This is a genomic window from Streptomyces sp. NPDC090798 (genome assembly GCF_044768965.1).
Taxonomy (GTDB): domain Bacteria; phylum Actinomycetota; class Actinomycetes; order Streptomycetales; family Streptomycetaceae; genus Streptomyces.
In genome coordinates this window covers 63,722-80,194 of the sequence record NZ_JBIVXA010000033.1, presented here as the reverse complement: position 1 = coordinate 80,194, position 16,473 = coordinate 63,722, and the positions used below count along the sequence as shown (strand labels likewise).

Below are 16,473 nucleotides of genomic sequence, written 5' to 3'. Positions count from 1 at the left end.
GGGGCGGGACGGAGGCCCGCTATAGGGGAGTGGGCGATATGTGTGTGCATGGCGGCATGGCGGCATGGTGCCCGTGCGGGACGGGCGGGGTGGGTGAAGCGCGCCAGCAGTCAGGATGCGTTCAGGTGCCCGGTGGCACGGTCGGACAACGTGACCTATGAAACGTGTGAGAGTCAGGTGGTTCCGCAGTCCGGTCAGCCCTTCGGTTCTCGGGGACGGCTGCGTTCGAACAAGGTGCCTGAGGTCACCGTCTACTTCTGGATCATCAAGGTGCTGTGCACGACGGTCGGCGAGACCGCGGCGGACCTGCTGAACGAGAAGACGGGTCTCGGGCTGACCGGTGTGTCGGTGCTGATGAGTGCCCTGCTGGCCGTCGTCCTGGTGGTCCAGTTCCGCTCCAGCGCCTACCGGCCGGGCGTGTACTGGTCGGCGGTGGCGCTGATCAGCGTCGTCGGCACGCTGATCAGCGACAACCTCACCGACAACGTGGGCGTGCCGCTGGCGACGAGCACCACGGTCTTCGCGATCGTCCTCGCGGTCGTGTTCGCCGTCTGGCACCGGCGCGAGCGGACCCTGTCCATCCACCACATCGATACCACCAGCCGCGAGTCCTTCTACTGGCTGGCGGTCCTGTTCACCTTCGCACTCGGCACCGCAGCCGGTGACCTGGTGTCCGAGCGCGTAGACCTTGGCTACTGGCTGTCCGCCGTGCTCTTCGCGATGGCCATCGCCGCGGTGGCCATCGCGCACTTCGCGCTGGATCTGGACGCGGTGTGGAGTTTCTGGATCGCCTACGTCCTGACCCGCCCGCTGGGCGCCTCGATCGGCGACTACCTCTCCCAGCCCACCAGCAACGGCGGCCTCGACCTGGGCGCCGTCGTGACCAGCGCTCTGTTCCTGGCAGTCATCCTCGGACTGGTCACCTACCTCTCCGTCACCCGCAGGGATGTCGCCGAACCGGAGCACCCGTCGGGGTACGCGGCCTGAGCCACGAGCCGGTCCGGTACTTCCTGCCGGCCACGCTCGACTGCTGGTTCATCCCACCCGTGGAGAAGCACGCACAGGTGGTCGAGCGAAGGCAGGGGAGTTCAGCCAACAGGCGCCGAGAGGACGGCGCTGCTGGTCGGGGAGAGCGGGGTGTCGGCGGCGGTTGAATCAGAGTTCGGCCCGCCGAGAGTGGGGGACGACCGTTACGGAGGAGAGGCGCGTGTGTGCATGGAGCCATGCTGCTCGTGGTGCACGAGTGGGGCGGGTGATACACGGTGGCAGTCAGGATGCGTTCAGGTTCCCGCTGGCACAGTCGAGCAGTATGACCAATGAAACCTCTGAGGGTCAGGTGCTTCCAGAGGCGGGCACCAAGCAAGGAGACCGGCAGCGAGTCGGCGAGCAACCAGCCGAGGCGGGCCCACACCGCCTCTCCGGCACTGGGTAGGGAGTGCCAGGAGAGCCTTTGCGTGGCCAGGAGGGGGAGGCCGCACGGGGGATCGGGCGACGCGAATTCACGCGCTCCGCAGATTGAATTCTGGGACGAGGTTTCCAGAGTTTCAGCCAAAGGCGTGTCCTGTATCACACGGGGCAATCTCAAGGCCCCGCCTATAAGGTATGTCGCCCCCGGGCCATAACAGGTGTACCGAAAGTCCTTGCGCAGGCCAAGGAAAGAATGAAAGCAGAGGTCATTCCGGGAATGCGAACCGTGCCGCGGATATCGCCCCCGGCGGCGCGGCCCGGGCGGGCTTGACGAGCAATCGAAGTCATCCCGCCGTCCTGCGGATTCAAGGCTGCGCTTGTCTACACAGTTGTAGACAGTTACCGTTCCGCAGACGTGAGGGGCGCCCCCTCTGTGCTGCCGCCCGTTCTATGTGAGGGTTACATGACAACTGTGACGACGCCCGAGAGCTCTCGGACGCATGTCAAGCAGATGCTGAACAAGGTTCCCGAGGTCACGATCTGGTTCTGGATCATCAAGATCTTGTGCACCACGGTCGGCGAAAGCTTCGCCGACTGGATCAACATGAACCTCGGCGTCGGCCTGATCAACACCTCATTGATCTTCACCGCGGTTCTGGTCGGTGTCCTGGGCTGGCAACTCACCACCAAACGCTATGTCCCGTTCGTGTACTGGCTCACCGTCGTGGTGGTGAGCGTGACCGGCACGCTTTACACCGACATCCTCACCGACAGCCAGGGCGTTCCCCTCGCGCTGAGCAGTAGCGTGTTCGCCTGCATCCTCGCCGTTGTCTTCGGGATCTGGTACGCCCGCGAGCGGACCCTGTCGGTCCACACCATCACCACCCGCCCCCGTGAGCTCTTCTACTGGCTCGCGGTCCTGGTCACTTTTGCCCTCGGCACCGCGACCGGCGACTGGACCCTGGAACTGACCGGCTGGACTCCGGGCGTCTCCGTGCTCCTGCCTCTCGGGTTGATCGGCGCGATCGTCCTCGCATGGCGCCTCGGTGCCAACGCGGTGCTCTCCTTCTGGCTGGCCTACATCCTCACCCGCCCGCTCGGCGCCAACCTCGGCGACTGGCTCGGCTCGCCCAGCGGCGACGGCGGCCTGGGCCTCGGCACCGCGGCGACCAGCGTGATCTTCCTGGCGGCGATCCTCGCCACGGTCGTGTACCTCACGCTCAGCCGCAGCGATGTCATCGAGACCAACGACCTCACCGATACCCCACGAGCGCTCAACCCGGCGCGTGAGCGGATCATGCTCGGTTACTACGCCGTCGTAGCGGTCGCGACTGCGGCCCTTCTCATCTGGGCACACCACCAGCCCCACGCGGCCGCGGCCAGCGAGTCCGACACCCCGGCACCTGTGACCGCCCACCTCACCCCGAAGCAGGCGACGTCGCCGTTCCCTCCGGCTGAGATCGCGAAGTTCCGCACGATCACAGCTGACACCCTGGCAAAACTCAACTCGGGCAACCAGCAAGCCGCGACCACCCGGGTGACCGACCTCGAGACCGCTTGGGACGATGGCCAGCCCAGTCTTGAGCCCAAGAGCGAGCAGTCCTGGCACTTCCTCGACAGCGAGATCGACCACGTCCTGAAGGCGCTGCGCGCTTCGAACCCCGACAAGGCCACCGAGGTCAAGGCACTCAACACCCTCCTCACCTCACTCAGCTAACTGGCCGCGATGCCGGACTGCCTCGACGCATCCCCTGCGCCGGGGCAGTCAGCATTCCGAACCGCACTCGGCACATGGATCGCCAACCGCCGCGGCCGCCAGGCCGGCCAAGCGGCTGAGCGGGCACGGCATCGCTGTGGTCGAGGAACTGGTGGCCGACGTCCTGGTGACAGACCTGGCTGAAGCGATTCGGTAGGGACGTGGTTCCGGTTGGCCGTGACGCTCGTTTGACGTTTCGAGCGTCTGACGGGCCCTCCAGTAGGGCCGTAACTGCCCTCTGGCGGTTAGGGTCGCCTCGTGACGGGCGAACCGGCTCCGTCACCGTGAAATTGATCGGCCTGCGGTGCATTGCGGCTGAGGAGCAGTCGATCGATGCCTCCACGTTGTGCCCTGATGTGCCCTCGCGATGAGGGCTCGGGGTAAAGGTGCAGGTCGGAGAGGTATTTTGGGGGCGCAGTGCGATTGAGAGTGGAGTTCACGACCGAGCCCTTCGACCTCGACGAGGCGCCCCCGCACGCGCTGGTCGCCCGCGAGGTCATCGAGGCGGCCGAGCTGGACGCCGTGGACGTCGGCCCGTTCGGCAACACCGCCGAGGGGGAGGCGGACGCGGTGCTCACCGCCGTCGACGCGCTGCTGCGCCGGGCTCTGGAGGCGGGCGCCACCAGGGTCTCCCTGCAGGTGAACGCGGTCGGGGAGGGTTATAAGTGACCGGTATCGGAGACGACCCCTTCGTCGCGGCGGTCAAGCCGCTGGTCGACGCCATGGGGGGCGAGATGCTGGCGCCCGACGAGGCAGGCCTCGACGATGTCGTGCTCTCCTGGGAGGGCTCGGACGTGGTCGCCGTACGGCTGCCGCAGCTGGCCGACTCGCTCGATCACATCCTGGCCGCCCTGGAGCGCAAGCAGGGCAAGCCGCTGGCCGACCTCGACCGTAAGTCCAAGCAGGAGGTCGTACGGGTGCTCGAGGCTCGCGGCGCCTTCTCGGTGCGGCATGGAGTGGAGACGGTGGCGAGCGCGCTGGGCGTCAGCCGCTTCACCGTCTACAACTACCTGAACCGCGAGAAGGAGGCCTGAGCACAGGGCTTCGGTTGTCGCCTCGCGCGGGGCGTCGGTTGTTACCTCGATTTTTCAACAAAGTGTTGACGTGGTGTTTCCGAGGGCGTTAGCTAGCCGCAGCCCGTCCAGCACAAGGCCACGGAGGCTTCCCGTGACTTCGAGTACGACACCCGGCGGCCTCGCCCGGTTCAACGCCCTGGAGGAGTACGCGGCCCACGCCGCCCTCCACGAGGCGTGCGCCTCGACGGTCTGGGTGCGCACCCTGCTCGCCCGCCGTCCGTACGCCACCCCCGACGACCTCTTCGCCGCGAGCGACGCCGTCATGGCCGAGCTGACCGCCGGGGACCTGGCGGAGGCGATGGCGGGGCACCCGCCGATCGGGCGGCCGAAGCCCGGGGACCCCACCTCCTCCTGGGAGCAGCGCGGCATGGCCGGCGCCTCCCCGAAGCTCCAGGAGGAGATGCTCGAACTGAACCTGGCGTACCAGGAGAGGTTCGGCCATGTCTTCCTGATCTGCGCCACCGGCAGGACCGGCGAGCAGATGCGCGACGCGGTCAAGGAACGGATCGGCAACTCGCCCGAGCGGGAGCGGGAGATCGTCCGCTCCGAACTGGGCAAGATCAACCGCATCCGGCTGACCCGTCTCGTGGAGGAGGAGAACGTATGAGCACCGACACCACCGCATCCGTGTCCACGCACATCCTGGACACCAGCGTCGGACGCCCCGCCGAGGGCGTCGCCGTCCGGCTCGCGGCCCGCGGCGGCCGCACGGCGGACTGGCGGGAGCTCGGCGGCTCCGCGACCGACGTGGACGGGCGGTGCAAGGACCTCCCGGCGCTGCCGGAGGGGACGACCCACGTACGGCTCGACTTCGAGGTCGAGGCGTACTTCGAGAAGAAGCAAGCCGATGCGCAGCAGGACGCCCCCGCGAATCGGGACAGCGGTGCGAGCGGAGTGTTCTTCCCCGAGGTGACGATCACCTTCGCCGTCAGGCCGGGCGAGCACTATCACGTACCGCTGCTGCTCAACCCGTTCGGCTACTCCGTTTACCGAGGGAGCTAGCAGAAATGACCGACCATTCCCACCGCGGCCGCCCTGTGATGCTGGGGCAGAACCAGTACGGCAAGGCCGAGAACCGCGTCGTGAAGATCACCCGCGACGGCGCGACGCACCACATCAAGGACCTGAACGTGTCCGTGGCGCTGAGCGGCGACATGGAAGAGGTCCACTACTCGGGCTCCAACGCGAACGTCCTGCCGACGGACACCACCAAGAACACGGTGTACGCCTTCGCCAAGGAGTACGGCATCGAGTCCGCCGAACAGTTCGGCATCCACCTCGCCCGGCACTTCGTGACCTCGCAGGAGCCGATCAGGACCGCGCGCATCCGTATCGAGGAGTACGCCTGGGAGCGCATCGAGACCTCCGACGCCAACTCCAGGTTCATCGGCGCCGACGACGTCAAGCACTCCTTCGTGCGCAAGGGCCAGGAGACCCGGGTCACCCAGATCACCTATGACGGCTCGTCGTGGGAGGTCATCTCGGGGCTGAAGGACCTCGTCGTGATGAACTCGACGAACTCCGAGTTCTGGGGCTACGTCAAGGACAAGTACACGACGCTCCCCGAGGCGTACGACCGCGTCCTGGCCACCCAGGTCTCCGGCCGCTGGCGCTTCAACTGGACCGGCGACGAGCAGAAGATGCCCAACTGGGAGAAGTCCTACGACCAGGTCAGGAAGCACATGCTCCAGGCCTTCGCGGAGACCTACTCCCTGTCGCTGCAGCAGACCCTGTACCAGATGGGCTCGCGGATCATCGAGAACCGCGGCGAGATCGACGAGGTCCGCTTCTCCCTTCCCAACAAGCACCATTTCCTCGTCGACCTGGGGCCGTTCGGGCTCGAGAACGACAACGAGGTGTACTACGCGGCCGACCGGCCCTACGGACTCATCGAGGCCACCATCCTGCGCGACGGCTGCGAGCCGCACATCCCGGTGGACCTCACCAACCTCTGAGCCGGCCTCTGAGCCGCCCTCTGAGCCGGCCTCCGAGCCCACTTCTGTAACAGCCTCCGACCAACCTCCGAGGCCTTGGCGAAGGCCCCTCCTTCGGCACCCGTGGCGTCGACAGCCGCGGCACTCAAACCTCCTAGGGTCCTGCCGTGCCCACCTCTCGAAACGAAGAAGGACGCACCATGGCAGCATCGGCAGAAGCACAGCGCATCGTCATCGAGAACTGTGCGATCGCGACGGTGGACGCGGGCGACACCGAGTACGCATCGGGCCATGTCGTCGTCGCGGACCACCGCATCGAGTCGCTCGGCGCGGGCAGGGCCCCGGAGGGCCTGGAGAACGTCGTACGCCGCATCGACGCCACGGGTCACCTCGTGACCCCCGGCCTGGTCAACACCCACCACCACTTCTATCAGTGGATCACCCGAGGCCTTGCCACCGACCACAACCTCTTCAACTGGCTCGTCGCGCTCTACCCGACCTGGGCGCGCATCGACGAGCCGATGGTCTCCGCCGCCGCGCAGGGCTCCCTCGCCATGATGGCCCGCGGCGGTGTCACCACCGCCATGGACCACCACTACGTCTTCCCGCAGGGTTCCGGCGACCTGTCCGGCGCCATCATCCGGGCCGCCCGCGGGATGGGCGTCCGCTTCACCCTCGCCCGTGGCTCCATGGACCGCAGCGAGAAGGACGGCGGGCTGCCGCCGGACTTCGCCGTCGAGACCCTCGAAGGCGCCCTCGCCGCCACCGAGGCGACGGTCGACGAGCACCACGATCCCTCCTTCGGCGCCATGACCCAGGTGGCCGTCGCGCCCTGCTCGCCCTTCTCGGTCTCCACCGAACTCATGCGTCAGGGCGCCGAGTTGGCCCGCCGCAAGGGTGTACGACTGCACACGCACGGCTCGGAGACCGTGGAGGAGGAGCAGTTCTGCAAGGAGCTGTTCGGCATGGGCCCGACCGAGTACTTCGAGTCCACCGGCTGGCTCGGCGAGGACGTGTGGATGGCGCACTGCGTCCACATGAACGACTCCGACATCGCCGCCTTCGCCCGTACGAAGACCGGTGTCGCCCACTGTCCCTCGTCCAACGCCCGTCTCGCGGCCGGCATCGCCCGCGTCCCCGACATGCTCGCGGCCGGCGTCCCGGTCGGCCTCGGTGTCGACGGCACCGCCTCCAACGAGTCCGGCGAACTCCACACCGAACTGCGCAACGCCCTCCTCATCAACCGCCTCGGCGCCCACCGGGAAGCCGCCCTGAACGCCCGTCAGGCGCTGCGCCTGGGCACCTACGGCGGCGCCCAGGTCCTGGGCAGGGCGGCGGAGATCGGCTCCCTGGAGCCGGGCAAGCTCGCCGACCTCGTCCTGTGGAAGCTGGACACCCTCGCGCACGCCTCCATCGCCGACCCGGTGACCGCGCTGGTCTTCGGCGCGGCGGCCCCGGTCACGCTCTCGCTCGTGGGCGGCGAGCCGGTGGTGGAGAACGGCCGGCTCCTGCACGTCGACGAGGACGCCATCGCCCGCGCCACGCGGGAGGAGGCACAGCGCCTCGCGCGGATCGCCGCGGGGGCCTGACCCACTGAAAGAACTCCGGCCGAGGGGGACGGCCCTCGGCCGGTAGCCGTGGACCCGAGCGGGGTCCACGGCGGCCGTCTCCGGGGCGTGCATGGACGTGCGCGCCCCGGAACGGTCTCCCTCGCCCCTTTTGAGGGGTTCCGTCCCCCGGTCCCGCACGACCGCGCACCACCTCCTGAAACCCACGTCAGAGCCGACGTGTTACCCGCCCGGAGGAGCCGCCGTGACCGTCCACCCCGTCGACGAGAAACTGCCCGCACTCAAAATGGCCACCACGGGTCTGCAACACGTGGCCGCCATGTACGCGGGAGTCGTCGCCCCACCCCTGATCGTCGGCGCCGCCGTCGGTCTGTCCCCCACCGAACTGACCTTCCTGACCGGCGCCTGCCTGTTCACCGCGGGCCTCGCCACCTTCCTCCAGACCCTCGGCTTCTGGAAGATCGGAGCGCGGCTGCCGTTCGTCAACGGTGTCACCTTCGCGGGCGTCGCCCCCATGACCGCCGTCGTCGCCTCCACCAAGGACAGGTCCGACGCCCTGCCGGTCATCTTCGGCGCGGTGATGGTCGCGGGCGTCCTGGGCTTCGTGGCGGCCCCCTTCTTCAGCAAGGCCGTCCGCTTCTTCCCGCCCGTCGTCACCGGCACCGTCATCACCCTCATAGGTGTCTCGCTGCTGCCGGTCGCCTTCGGCTGGGCGCAGGGACCCGATCCCGCGGCGCACGACTACGGTTCGCGGACCTACCTGGGCCTCGCGGCGGCCACGCTCGTGCTCGTGCTGCTGCTGCGCCGCTTCACCCGCGGTTTCGTCAAGCAGATCGCCGTGCTGCTCGGCCTGGTCATCGGCACGCTCGTGGCGATCCCGTTCGGTGTCACGGACTTCGGTCCGGTGACCGACGCGGACGTGGTCGGCTTCCCGACGCCGTTCCACTTCGGCGCCCCGCAGTTCCAGCTCGCCGCGATTCTCTCGCTGTGCGTGGTCATGGTGGTCTCGATGACCGAATCGACCGCGGACATGCTGGCGTTGGGCGAGATCGTCGAGCGTCCGGCCGACGAGCGGACCATCGCGGCGGGCCTGCGCGCGGACACCCTCGGCTCGGCCCTCAGCCCGCTCTTCAACGGCTTCATGTGCAGCGCCTTCGCACAGAACATCGGGCTGGTCGCGATGACGCGGATCCGCAGCCGGTACGTCGTCGCCACCGGCGGCGGTTTCCTGGTGCTGATGGGCCTGTGCCCGATGGCCGCGTCGCTGATCGCCGTCGTACCGCGCCCGGTCCTCGGCGGGGCGGGCGTCGTCCTGTTCGGGTCGGTCGCGGCCAGCGGCATCCAGACCCTGGTCAGGGCCGGGCTGGAGAAGGACAACAACGTCCTGATCGTCGCCGTGTCACTGGCCGTCGGGATCATTCCGATCACCGCGCCGGACTTCTACCACGCGTTTCCCCAGACCGCGCGGATCGTCCTGGACTCGGGGATCTCCACGGGGTGCGTGGCGGCCGTCGTGCTCAACCTCGTCTTCAACCACCTGGGCGGACACCGTGACGACGACGAGGTCACGGCCCCGATGGAACCGGGCGAGGAGATCGGGGACCGGCGCACCGGACCCGGCCCCGCGGTGGTGGGCGCGTAGCGGTCCGGGTCCGCGTCCGCACCCCGGGAGGCCGGGTCCAGGGCCTGGGTCTCAGCCGATGTGGTAGCTGTCCCCGTACACCTTCCAGTCCAGTGGCGGATCGAGATTCAGGTTCCGCTTCTGCAGGAACACCCGCTGTTCGGTGTCGACCCGGGTCGTGTCGGAGTGGGCCTCCTCCTGCTTCATCGCCCAGACGCGCGCGTCGAGGAAGGCGTTCAGATACGTCACCTCGTCGCCGCCCTGGGCCGGCGGCTTGGCCTTGGCCAGGGCGCGCCTGCGGATGTTGCTGAAGCTGGTGCTGTCGCTGCCGTCGCCGTGCATCACGATGGCGTCGTAGTAGGTGAACTGGCCGAGGACACCGATGCCGTCTGTCTTGCCCTGGGCGACGGCGGGGTTGAAGTAGACCCGGTCCCGCTCGTCGTTCTGGGCCTGCTGGAACGCGGTGTCCTGGGCGGCCTTGCGCCAGTCGGCGGGGAAGCCGGGGTCCAGGCCCTGGTGCGAGTCGCCGCCGTTCACCTTGCGCAGGGCGGGCAGGTACTTGGCGAGGATGTTGCCCGGCTTGCGCTGGGTGTACAGCTCGACCAGGTCCAGCATGTCCCCGGTGCCCGAACAGAAGCCGATGATGCCGGCCGTGTAGCCGCGCCCGTCACCGATGTCCTCGATGTACTTGTACTGCGCCTTCCAGTCCAGCGAGGAGTTCTCCGCGCTGGAGACGAGCTTCATCGCGATCTCCTTCTTCGCCGGGTCGTCCAGACCGCCGGAGGCGGCGGCCTGGGACCGGGTCGCGAGGAGGGGGCCTGCCACCAGCGAGGCTCCGATCAGCGTGAGCAGTGTGCGCCGTGAGGTGGGGAGCTGGGGACGTATGTGGGGGGTGTGCACGGTACCTCCGATGAGGGGAGTGTTGCGTCCACGTACTGTTAGGAAAGTTTCCTACCAGAGATTGCGGACGACGTACACCCGCCCGGCGAGACCGAGTTGGCGCACGCTCCACTGATGCGGTCGGGCGGTGCTGGGCCGTGCGCCGCGTACGCCCGAGCAGTGGGCGCGTGATCACGAGGAGGCGTTCGCGCCGATCTGAGGACCGGTCGCGGACGCCGACTCCGCATCGGAAGTGCGCGCTGTCTCGGGTGTCTCGTCGGGGACGGCGGTGGAGGAGACCTGCGGGATGTGCCCGCGTCCCGGCCGCAGGATCGCCGCCGCCAGGACCAGGGCCGCCAGCGCGATCCCCGTGGCCACCGTGAAGGCCAGCCGGTAACCGTCCGCCATGGCTGCCACGGCCCCCTCACCCCCGCCGGTCAGACGCTCCGTACGACTCGCCGCCAACGTGGTCAGCGCGGCCAGCCCCAGCGAACCACCCACCACCTGCGTGGTGTTGAAGAGCCCGGAGGCCAGTCCAGCGTCCTCCTCCCGGGCGCCCGTCATGGCGAGCCCCGTCACCGCGGGCATCGCGGCCGCGAAACCGGCGGCGAGCAGCAGCATCGCCGGCAGTACGTCGGCGGCGTAGGAGCCGTCGGCCGGGGCCCGGCTCAGCAGGGCCATGCCTCCGGTGATGGGGACGAGACCGGCGAGCAGCACCCGGTACGGTCCGAACCGGGCGATCGTCCGCGCGGACAGGGTCAGCATCAGGACCCCGATCGCGACCGGTGCGGGAAGGAACGCGGTGCCGGTCGCCAACTCGCTGTACCCGAGGACGCGTTGGAGGTAGAGCGCGCCGATGTACTGGAAGCCGAACATCCCCGCGACCATCAGGATCTGCACCCCGTTGGCGCCGCTCAAAGTGCGGGAGCGGAAGAGCCGCAGCCGCAGCAGTGGACGGGCGGCCCGCGCCTGACGCAGGACGAAGCCGACGTAGAGACCGAGCGTGACCACGGCCAGGGTGAGCGTGGTCCCCGGATTCCGGTCGCCGGCACCGACGATCGTGTACACCGTCAGCATCAGCGCGCCCGTGACCAGCGCCGCGCCGGGATAGTCGGCGCCCTTGCCGAGCCCGACTCCCCGGTCCGGGGCGAGGATCCGGAGCGCGGCGAGCCACGCGACCACTCCGATCGGCAGGTTGAGCAGAAAGATCCAGTGCCAGCCGACCGTCTGGGTCAGCGCCCCGCCGAGAAACGTGCCGAGTGCCCCGCCCGCCGCGCCGACCGAGCTGAACACCGCGATGGCGCGGGCCTGTTCGCGCGGTTCGGGGAAGAGCGCGACCAGCATGCCGAGGACGACGGCCGAGGTCATCGCCCCGCCGACACCCTGCAGGGCGCGGGCCGCGACCAGCATGCCCCGGCCGGTGGCGACCCCGCACAGCACGGACGCCGCCGTGAACACCACGAGCCCGGCGGCGAACATCCGCCTGCGCCCCACGAGGTCACCGAGCCGGCCCACGAGCAGCAACAGCCCCCCGAACGGGATCAGATACGCGTTCACCACCCAGGCGAGCCCCGGCGCCGAGAACCCCAGATCACTCTGGATCGCGGGCATCGCGACAGTGACGATGTTCCCGTCCAGGATCGTCATCAGGGTGCCCGCGCACAGGACGACCAGCGAGGCCCAGCGGGAGTACGTTCGGGGGAGTGGCGGCTCGGACGGTGACCCGGTCCGGAACGGCATGACGACGACCTCCATGTATGCGACCACGTCCGCGACGCGTTTCCATAGGTGCACGACTTGTAACGGGGTACATCGTGAGTGACCATGGAGATCGGCGTAAGGAGGCAGCTCAATGTCCCAAGGGAACACCGGTGTTACCCCGCAGGTCGTGCACGCGCAGGCGTGCCCGGTCCGTGAGGTTCTTGACAGGGTCGCCGGGAAATGGAGCGTGCAGATCATCGTGGCCGCGGCGCACGGCCCGATCCGCTTCACCGAACTGGAGCGCAGCATCGAGGGCATCAGCCGCCGCATGCTCACCCTGACGCTGCGCAATCTGGAGCGCGACGGACTCCTCACCCGTACCGTCCACCCGACGGTCCCGCCCAAGGTCGAGTACGAACTCACGCCGGTGGCGGACGAGTTGCACGCCACCCTGCTGTCCCTGACGGACTGGGCGGAGCGGCACCGGGTCACGATCGCCGAGTCGCGCGCCGCCTATGACGCCCAGCACAACCCGGAGCTGCTGGACGTGTAGACCGCGCCACGCGGGGCGGGCTCAGAGGCCGAAGACGCCCGGATCGGCGGCCAGCGCACGGAAGTACACGCGGGGGTCCGCGACCAGCCTGCGCTCCTTGAGGTCCAGCAGCCCACCCACCGCGGTGACCTCGGCGGCCACCGTGCCGTCCGCCTTCCGTATCGTCTGCCCGATCCGGTAGATCTTGCCCTCACCCCAGGTGAACGCGCAGGTCACCTCGGTCCGGTCCCCCGCACGCAACTCCCGCAGATAGCGGATCGTCGTCTCCAGGGTCACCGGTCCCACACCCTTGGAGATCAGCTCGGTCTGGCCTATCCCGGCCGCGTCGAGTAAGCACCAGCGGGCGTGTTCGGCGTACTGCAGATACACGCTCTGGTTCAGATGACCCTGGATGTCGGTCTCGTACCCGCGGACGGTCACGGGCACGGAAAACGGCTCAGCCACGGCGTTCCCTTCTTCGACCGTGCGTACGACGGCCGGAACGGACGCCACTCTACTGACGGGTGGAAGGGGGTCGAGGGACCTCACGACCGCCGGGGTGAGGCAAGCACGTACCGCGCTCCCGTACGCGGCTCCGTGTGCTCGCCGACCTGCCAGCCCGCGTTCTCCAGCGTGGCCGCGCAGGCCCGCAGCGCCTCGGCGTCAGGCTCGCGCACGGCGACGGCCTCCGGCTGCGGAGTCGCCCGCACCCGAAAGCCGGGCCCTTCCGCCGCCGCGGGGTCGTGCCCGGCGGCCTCCAGGGCGAGCGCGGCGGCCTGCACCAGATGCGTACGCTCCCACCCGCACGGACGGTCCACCGCCCCGTCCCGATTGGTCATCCGCCGCAGCTCCAGGAGCCCCTGCCAGGCACTGTGCACCTCGCGTGTGCGGGAGGGGCCGCCGCCGGCGTTCTCCTCGCCGCCGATCCGCGCGGCGAACACGCCCGAGTCGGAGGGGGCGGCGGGAGGCTCAGGGGCCGCCGTCGGCTCCGGCGTCTCCCGTATCCGGTGCCCGGCGGGCGTCAGAAAGTGGTCGTGCGGCGGGCGCGGATGCCGGAAGGCGAGCCCCCGCTTCACCAGCGCGGCGAGCTGCGCGTCCGTCCCCTTCAGCCGCCCGGTCACCGGGTCCGCCGCATCGATGACGCGCCGCTGCGCGACGGTCGGCGGTCGTGTCATGACGGCACCCCTTTCCGTACATCGCCCGCAGCGCCCCTTCAGCGGCGTGGGGAACTGCGCGACCCGCCCCCATCGGCCCGCGACCGAAGAACGACGCCCTCATGGGCCGACCCCATCACCGGCCCACTCGAAGACTACGACGGGGGTCTGACATTCCATCCGGCCACGACATGCCGCCGGTGCTCCGTGCTCAGCCGGCTCACCGTCCCGGTGGCGAGCTGGAACAACGCGCCGTCCGAAGCCCGCAGCCCCAGCCGCCGGGCGGTCAGCACCCGCAGAAAGTGCCCGTGGGAGAAGAGGACGACACTGCCCTCCCCCTCGGCGAGCGCCGCGTCGACCTTGGCGAGCATCCGCTCCGCCCGTGCCCCGACCTGTTCCGGGCTCTCACCGGGATGCTCCGGCGGACCCGGCGCGACGCCGTCGTCGAACAGGAACCAGTCGGGCCGGGTCCGGTGGATCTCCGCGGTCGTGACCCCCTCGTACCCGCCGTAGTCCCACTCGCACAGGTCCGCGTCCACCCGAGCCTCCTCGACCCCGGCCAGCCGCGCCGTCTCCAGCGCCCGCCGCATCGGGCTCACGAACGCCGCCGCGATGCAGTGCGAGGCGACCAGCGGGGCCAGCCGCTTGGCCTGCTCGCGACCGTTCTCCGTCAGCGGGATGTCGGTGGAACTGGTGTGCCGCCCGGACAAGGACCACTCGGTCTCGCCGTGTCGCACGAGGAGCAGGTCACCCACGGCCGACACCCTTCTCCGGTCCTGTCACTCCCTCCGTACGGTGTCATCGCCCCCGGCGGTCCGCAGGCCGGAGTGCGCCATACGGCGGCCCTACTGCCGATACCCGCCCAGGAACCGCCCGATCCGGCTGATCGCCGCGTCCAGGTCGTCGGCGTGCGGGAGGGTGAGGATGCGGAAGTGGTCGGGGCGGGGCCAGTTGAAGCCGGTGCCCTGGACGACCTGGATCTTCTCGCGGAGGAGGAGGTCCAGGACGAACTTCTCGTCGTCGTGGATCTTGTGGATCTCGGGGTCGATGCGCGGGAAGGCGTACAGCGCGCCCTTGGGCTTGACGCAGGAGACGCCCGGGATCTCGTTCAGCTTCTCCCAGACGCGGTTGCGCTGTTCGTGGAGGCGGCCGCCGGGCGCGGTCAGTTCGTGGATGGACTGACGGCCGCCGAGCGCGGCCTGGATGGCGTACTGGGCGGGCGCGTTGGCGCACAGCCGCATGGAGGCCAGCATGGTCAGGCCCTCCAGGTAGTTGCGCGCGTGCTGCCTGGGGCCCGTCACCACCAGCCAGCCCGAGCGGAAGCCCGCCACCCGGTACGTCTTGGACAGGCCGCAGAAGGTGAGGACCACCAGGTCGGGGGCGAGCGCCGCGGCCGAGTGGTGGACGGCGTCGTCGTACAGGATCTGGTCGTAGATCTCGTCCGCGAAGACCATCAGGCCGTGCCGGCGGGCGAGGTCGAGGATGCCCTCGATGATCTCCTGGGGGTAGACCGCACCGGTCGGGTTGTTGGGGTTGATGATGACGACCGCGCGGGTGCGGTCGGTGATCTTCGACTCCATGTCGGCCAGGTCCGGGTACCAGTCCGACTGTTCGTCGCAGAGGTAGTGGACCGCCTTGCCGCCCGCGAGGGTCGTGACGGCCGTCCAGAGGGGGAAGTCCGGGGCGGGGATGAGGACTTCGTCGCCGTCCTCCACCAGCGCCTGGACCGCCATGGAGACCAGTTCGGAGACGCCGTTGCCGAGGAAGACGTCGTCCACGCCGACCTCCAGGCCCCGTTCCTGGTAGCGCTGGGCGACCGCGCGGCGGGCGGAGAGGATGCCGCGCGAGTCGGTGTAGCCGTGCGCCTGCGGCAGCATCCGGATCATGTCCTGGAGGATCTCCTCCGGCGCCTCGAAACCGAAGGCCGCGGGATTTCCGGTGTTGAGGCGCAGCACGCTGTGGCCTGCCGCCTCCAGTGCGTCGGCCTGCTCGATCACCGGGCCGCGGATCTCGTAACAGACCTCGCTGAGCTTGCTCGACTGCCGGAACTCCATGCGCTGTGCCCTCCGGTTCGTGGTGTTGCTTGGTTTTACCAAGTGAGTGCTTGGAAAGTCCAACAACATGTCTAGACTGCGTCGCATGTCACCTCGCCGAAGCTACGACCAGTACTGTTCCGCGGCCCGCGCGCTCGACGCCGTCGGTGACCGCTGGACCCTCCTGATCGTCCGCGAGCTGCTCGGCGGCCCGCGCCGCTACACCGATCTGCACGCGGATCTGCCGGGCGTGAGCACGGACGTCCTCGCCTCCCGGCTCAAGGACATGGAGCGCGACGGACTGACGGCCCGGCGCCGGCTGCCGCCGCCGGGCGCCGCTTACGTCTACGAACTCACCGGCCGGGGACGCGAGTTGCTGCCCGTGCTGCAGGCGTTGGGGGAGTGGGGCGCGCCCTCGCTGGGTGAGCGCGGGGCCACCGACGCCGTACGGGCGCACTGGTTCGCGCTGCCACTGCTGCGGGGCCTGGCGGCGGAGGTCGGCGAAGGGCTGGTCGAAGTCCGCCTGGAGGAAGGGGAGTTCCATGTGTGGCTGGGCGCCGAGGAGGGGCCCGTGTACGGGGACGGCCCCGCCCCGGAGGAGCCGGACGTCCGGCTGAGCCTCGACACCGCTACCTGCGCGGACGTGAGCCGCGGGACCTCGACCGTGCTGGACGCGGTGCGTGAGGGACGGATCGAGGTCACGGGGGAGAGCACCCTCGCCAAGGTACTCCGCGGGAACTGACGCGAGTACGGGTCCCCGTAGCCGTCGCGTGCCGCTCGCGCCAGACACTTCCAGCGCGTTCGAAAACATT

General features: G+C 69.2%; 17 protein-coding genes. 11 read left to right on the top strand and 6 right to left on the bottom strand.

Features of this window, described 5'->3' with window-relative positions:
* Positions 1–150 precede the first annotated feature (150 nt).
* The 9 genes from ACIQTP_RS43165 to ACIQTP_RS43125 all read left to right on the top strand — a co-directional run bounded on the left by ACIQTP_RS43165 (position 151) and on the right by ACIQTP_RS43125 (position 9,383).
* Positions 151–987, top strand: coding sequence for a hypothetical protein (locus tag ACIQTP_RS43165; RefSeq protein WP_403410733.1), 837 nt, complete (start codon positions 151–153; stop codon positions 985–987).
* A gap of 883 nt (positions 988–1,870) precedes the next feature.
* Positions 1,871–3,124 (top strand): hypothetical protein, encoded by a 1,254-nt coding sequence (locus tag ACIQTP_RS43160; protein ID WP_403410730.1) that lies wholly within the window; start codon positions 1,871–1,873, stop codon positions 3,122–3,124.
* Positions 3,125–3,580: 456 nt separating this feature from the next.
* A complete protein-coding gene (locus ACIQTP_RS43155) occupies positions 3,581–3,832 on the top strand; it encodes a hypothetical protein (protein WP_403410727.1) in 252 nt (83 codons plus the stop codon).
* Positions 3,829–4,197 carry a helix-turn-helix domain-containing protein gene (locus tag ACIQTP_RS43150; protein ID WP_403410724.1) on the top strand — a complete coding sequence of 123 codons (369 nt, stop codon included), beginning with the start codon at positions 3,829–3,831 and terminating at the stop codon, positions 4,195–4,197. The genes ACIQTP_RS43155 and ACIQTP_RS43150 overlap by 4 nt, the downstream gene beginning before the upstream one ends.
* A 133-nt stretch (positions 4,198–4,330) precedes the next feature.
* Positions 4,331–4,846, top strand: a complete 516-nt coding sequence (gene uraD, locus ACIQTP_RS43145) for a 2-oxo-4-hydroxy-4-carboxy-5-ureidoimidazoline decarboxylase (protein ID WP_403410721.1) — start codon at positions 4,331–4,333, stop codon at positions 4,844–4,846.
* Positions 4,843–5,241 (top strand): hydroxyisourate hydrolase, encoded by a 399-nt coding sequence (gene uraH / locus ACIQTP_RS43140; protein WP_351539068.1) that lies wholly within the window; start codon positions 4,843–4,845, stop codon positions 5,239–5,241. Before uraD ends, uraH begins: the two co-directional genes overlap by 4 nt.
* 5 nt (positions 5,242–5,246) lie before the next feature.
* A complete protein-coding gene (gene pucL / locus ACIQTP_RS43135) occupies positions 5,247–6,194 on the top strand; it encodes a factor-independent urate hydroxylase (RefSeq protein ID WP_403410718.1) in 948 nt (315 codons plus the stop codon).
* A 179-nt stretch (positions 6,195–6,373) separates the two neighbouring features.
* Positions 6,374–7,762: an 8-oxoguanine deaminase gene (locus tag ACIQTP_RS43130; RefSeq protein ID WP_403410715.1), complete on the top strand. Its 1,389-nt coding sequence runs from the start codon at positions 6,374–6,376 to the stop codon at positions 7,760–7,762.
* A 223-nt stretch (positions 7,763–7,985) separates the two neighbouring features.
* Positions 7,986–9,383 (top strand): nucleobase:cation symporter-2 family protein, encoded by a 1,398-nt coding sequence (locus ACIQTP_RS43125; RefSeq protein ID WP_403410712.1) that lies wholly within the window; start codon positions 7,986–7,988, stop codon positions 9,381–9,383.
* Between the two features lie 51 nt (positions 9,384–9,434).
* Here ACIQTP_RS43125 and ACIQTP_RS43120 read toward each other — a convergent pair whose 3' ends face one another.
* Together ACIQTP_RS43120 and ACIQTP_RS43115 are read right to left on the bottom strand one after the other, a co-directional pair.
* Complete coding sequence (locus ACIQTP_RS43120; RefSeq protein ID WP_403410709.1) at positions 9,435–10,262, bottom strand: chitosanase; 828 nt, start codon at positions 10,260–10,262, stop codon at positions 9,435–9,437.
* Positions 10,263–10,433: 171 nt separating this feature from the next.
* A complete protein-coding gene (locus tag ACIQTP_RS43115) occupies positions 10,434–11,981 on the bottom strand; it encodes an MFS transporter (protein ID WP_403410706.1) in 1,548 nt (515 codons plus the stop codon).
* A 112-nt stretch (positions 11,982–12,093) separates the two neighbouring features.
* On the opposite strand from ACIQTP_RS43115, the gene ACIQTP_RS43110 reads away from it, so the two are divergent.
* On the top strand, positions 12,094–12,495 hold the full coding sequence (locus tag ACIQTP_RS43110) for a winged helix-turn-helix transcriptional regulator (RefSeq protein ID WP_403410703.1): 402 nt from the start codon (positions 12,094–12,096) through the stop codon (positions 12,493–12,495).
* Between the two features lie 21 nt (positions 12,496–12,516).
* On the opposite strand, the gene ACIQTP_RS43105 is transcribed toward ACIQTP_RS43110, so the two are convergent.
* The 4 genes from ACIQTP_RS43105 to ACIQTP_RS43090 all read right to left on the bottom strand — a co-directional run bounded on the left by ACIQTP_RS43105 (position 12,517) and on the right by ACIQTP_RS43090 (position 15,682).
* The gene (locus tag ACIQTP_RS43105) at positions 12,517–12,939 is read right to left on the bottom strand and encodes an acyl-CoA thioesterase (protein ID WP_403410701.1); all 423 of its coding nucleotides are present in this window, start codon (positions 12,937–12,939) and stop codon (positions 12,517–12,519) included.
* Positions 12,940–13,019: 80 nt separating this feature from the next.
* Complete coding sequence (locus tag ACIQTP_RS43100) at positions 13,020–13,649, bottom strand: hypothetical protein (RefSeq protein WP_403410698.1); 630 nt, start codon at positions 13,647–13,649, stop codon at positions 13,020–13,022.
* A 134-nt stretch (positions 13,650–13,783) separates the two neighbouring features.
* The gene (locus tag ACIQTP_RS43095; protein ID WP_403410695.1) at positions 13,784–14,383 is read right to left on the bottom strand and encodes a histidine phosphatase family protein; all 600 of its coding nucleotides are present in this window, start codon (positions 14,381–14,383) and stop codon (positions 13,784–13,786) included.
* Positions 14,384–14,473: 90 nt separating this feature from the next.
* Entirely contained in the window at positions 14,474–15,682 is a 1,209-nt protein-coding gene (locus tag ACIQTP_RS43090; RefSeq protein WP_402037887.1) for a pyridoxal phosphate-dependent aminotransferase, read from the bottom strand.
* A gap of 85 nt (positions 15,683–15,767) precedes the next feature.
* On the opposite strand from ACIQTP_RS43090, the gene ACIQTP_RS43085 reads away from it, so the two are divergent.
* Positions 15,768–16,403 (top strand): winged helix-turn-helix transcriptional regulator, encoded by a 636-nt coding sequence (locus ACIQTP_RS43085; protein ID WP_403410692.1) that lies wholly within the window; start codon positions 15,768–15,770, stop codon positions 16,401–16,403.
* Positions 16,404–16,473 lie beyond the last annotated feature (70 nt).

Coding starts and splice junctions, on each gene's coding strand:
- ACIQTP_RS43085 (WP_403410692.1), top strand. CDS start 15,768: ATGTCACCTCGCCGAAGCTACGACCAGTACTGTTCCGCGGCCCGCGCG.
- ACIQTP_RS43110 (WP_403410703.1), top strand. CDS start 12,094: ATGTCCCAAGGGAACACCGGTGTTACCCCGCAGGTCGTGCACGCGCAG.
- ACIQTP_RS43160 (WP_403410730.1), top strand. CDS start 1,871: ATGACAACTGTGACGACGCCCGAGAGCTCTCGGACGCATGTCAAGCAG.
- ACIQTP_RS43090 (WP_402037887.1), bottom strand. CDS start 15,682: ATGGAGTTCCGGCAGTCGAGCAAGCTCAGCGAGGTCTGTTACGAGATC.
- pucL (WP_403410718.1), top strand. CDS start 5,247: ATGACCGACCATTCCCACCGCGGCCGCCCTGTGATGCTGGGGCAGAAC.
- ACIQTP_RS43100 (WP_403410698.1), bottom strand. CDS start 13,649: ATGACACGACCGCCGACCGTCGCGCAGCGGCGCGTCATCGATGCGGCG.
- ACIQTP_RS43130 (WP_403410715.1), top strand. CDS start 6,374: ATGGCAGCATCGGCAGAAGCACAGCGCATCGTCATCGAGAACTGTGCG.
- uraH (WP_351539068.1), top strand. CDS start 4,843: ATGAGCACCGACACCACCGCATCCGTGTCCACGCACATCCTGGACACC.
- ACIQTP_RS43115 (WP_403410706.1), bottom strand. CDS start 11,981: ATGCCGTTCCGGACCGGGTCACCGTCCGAGCCGCCACTCCCCCGAACG.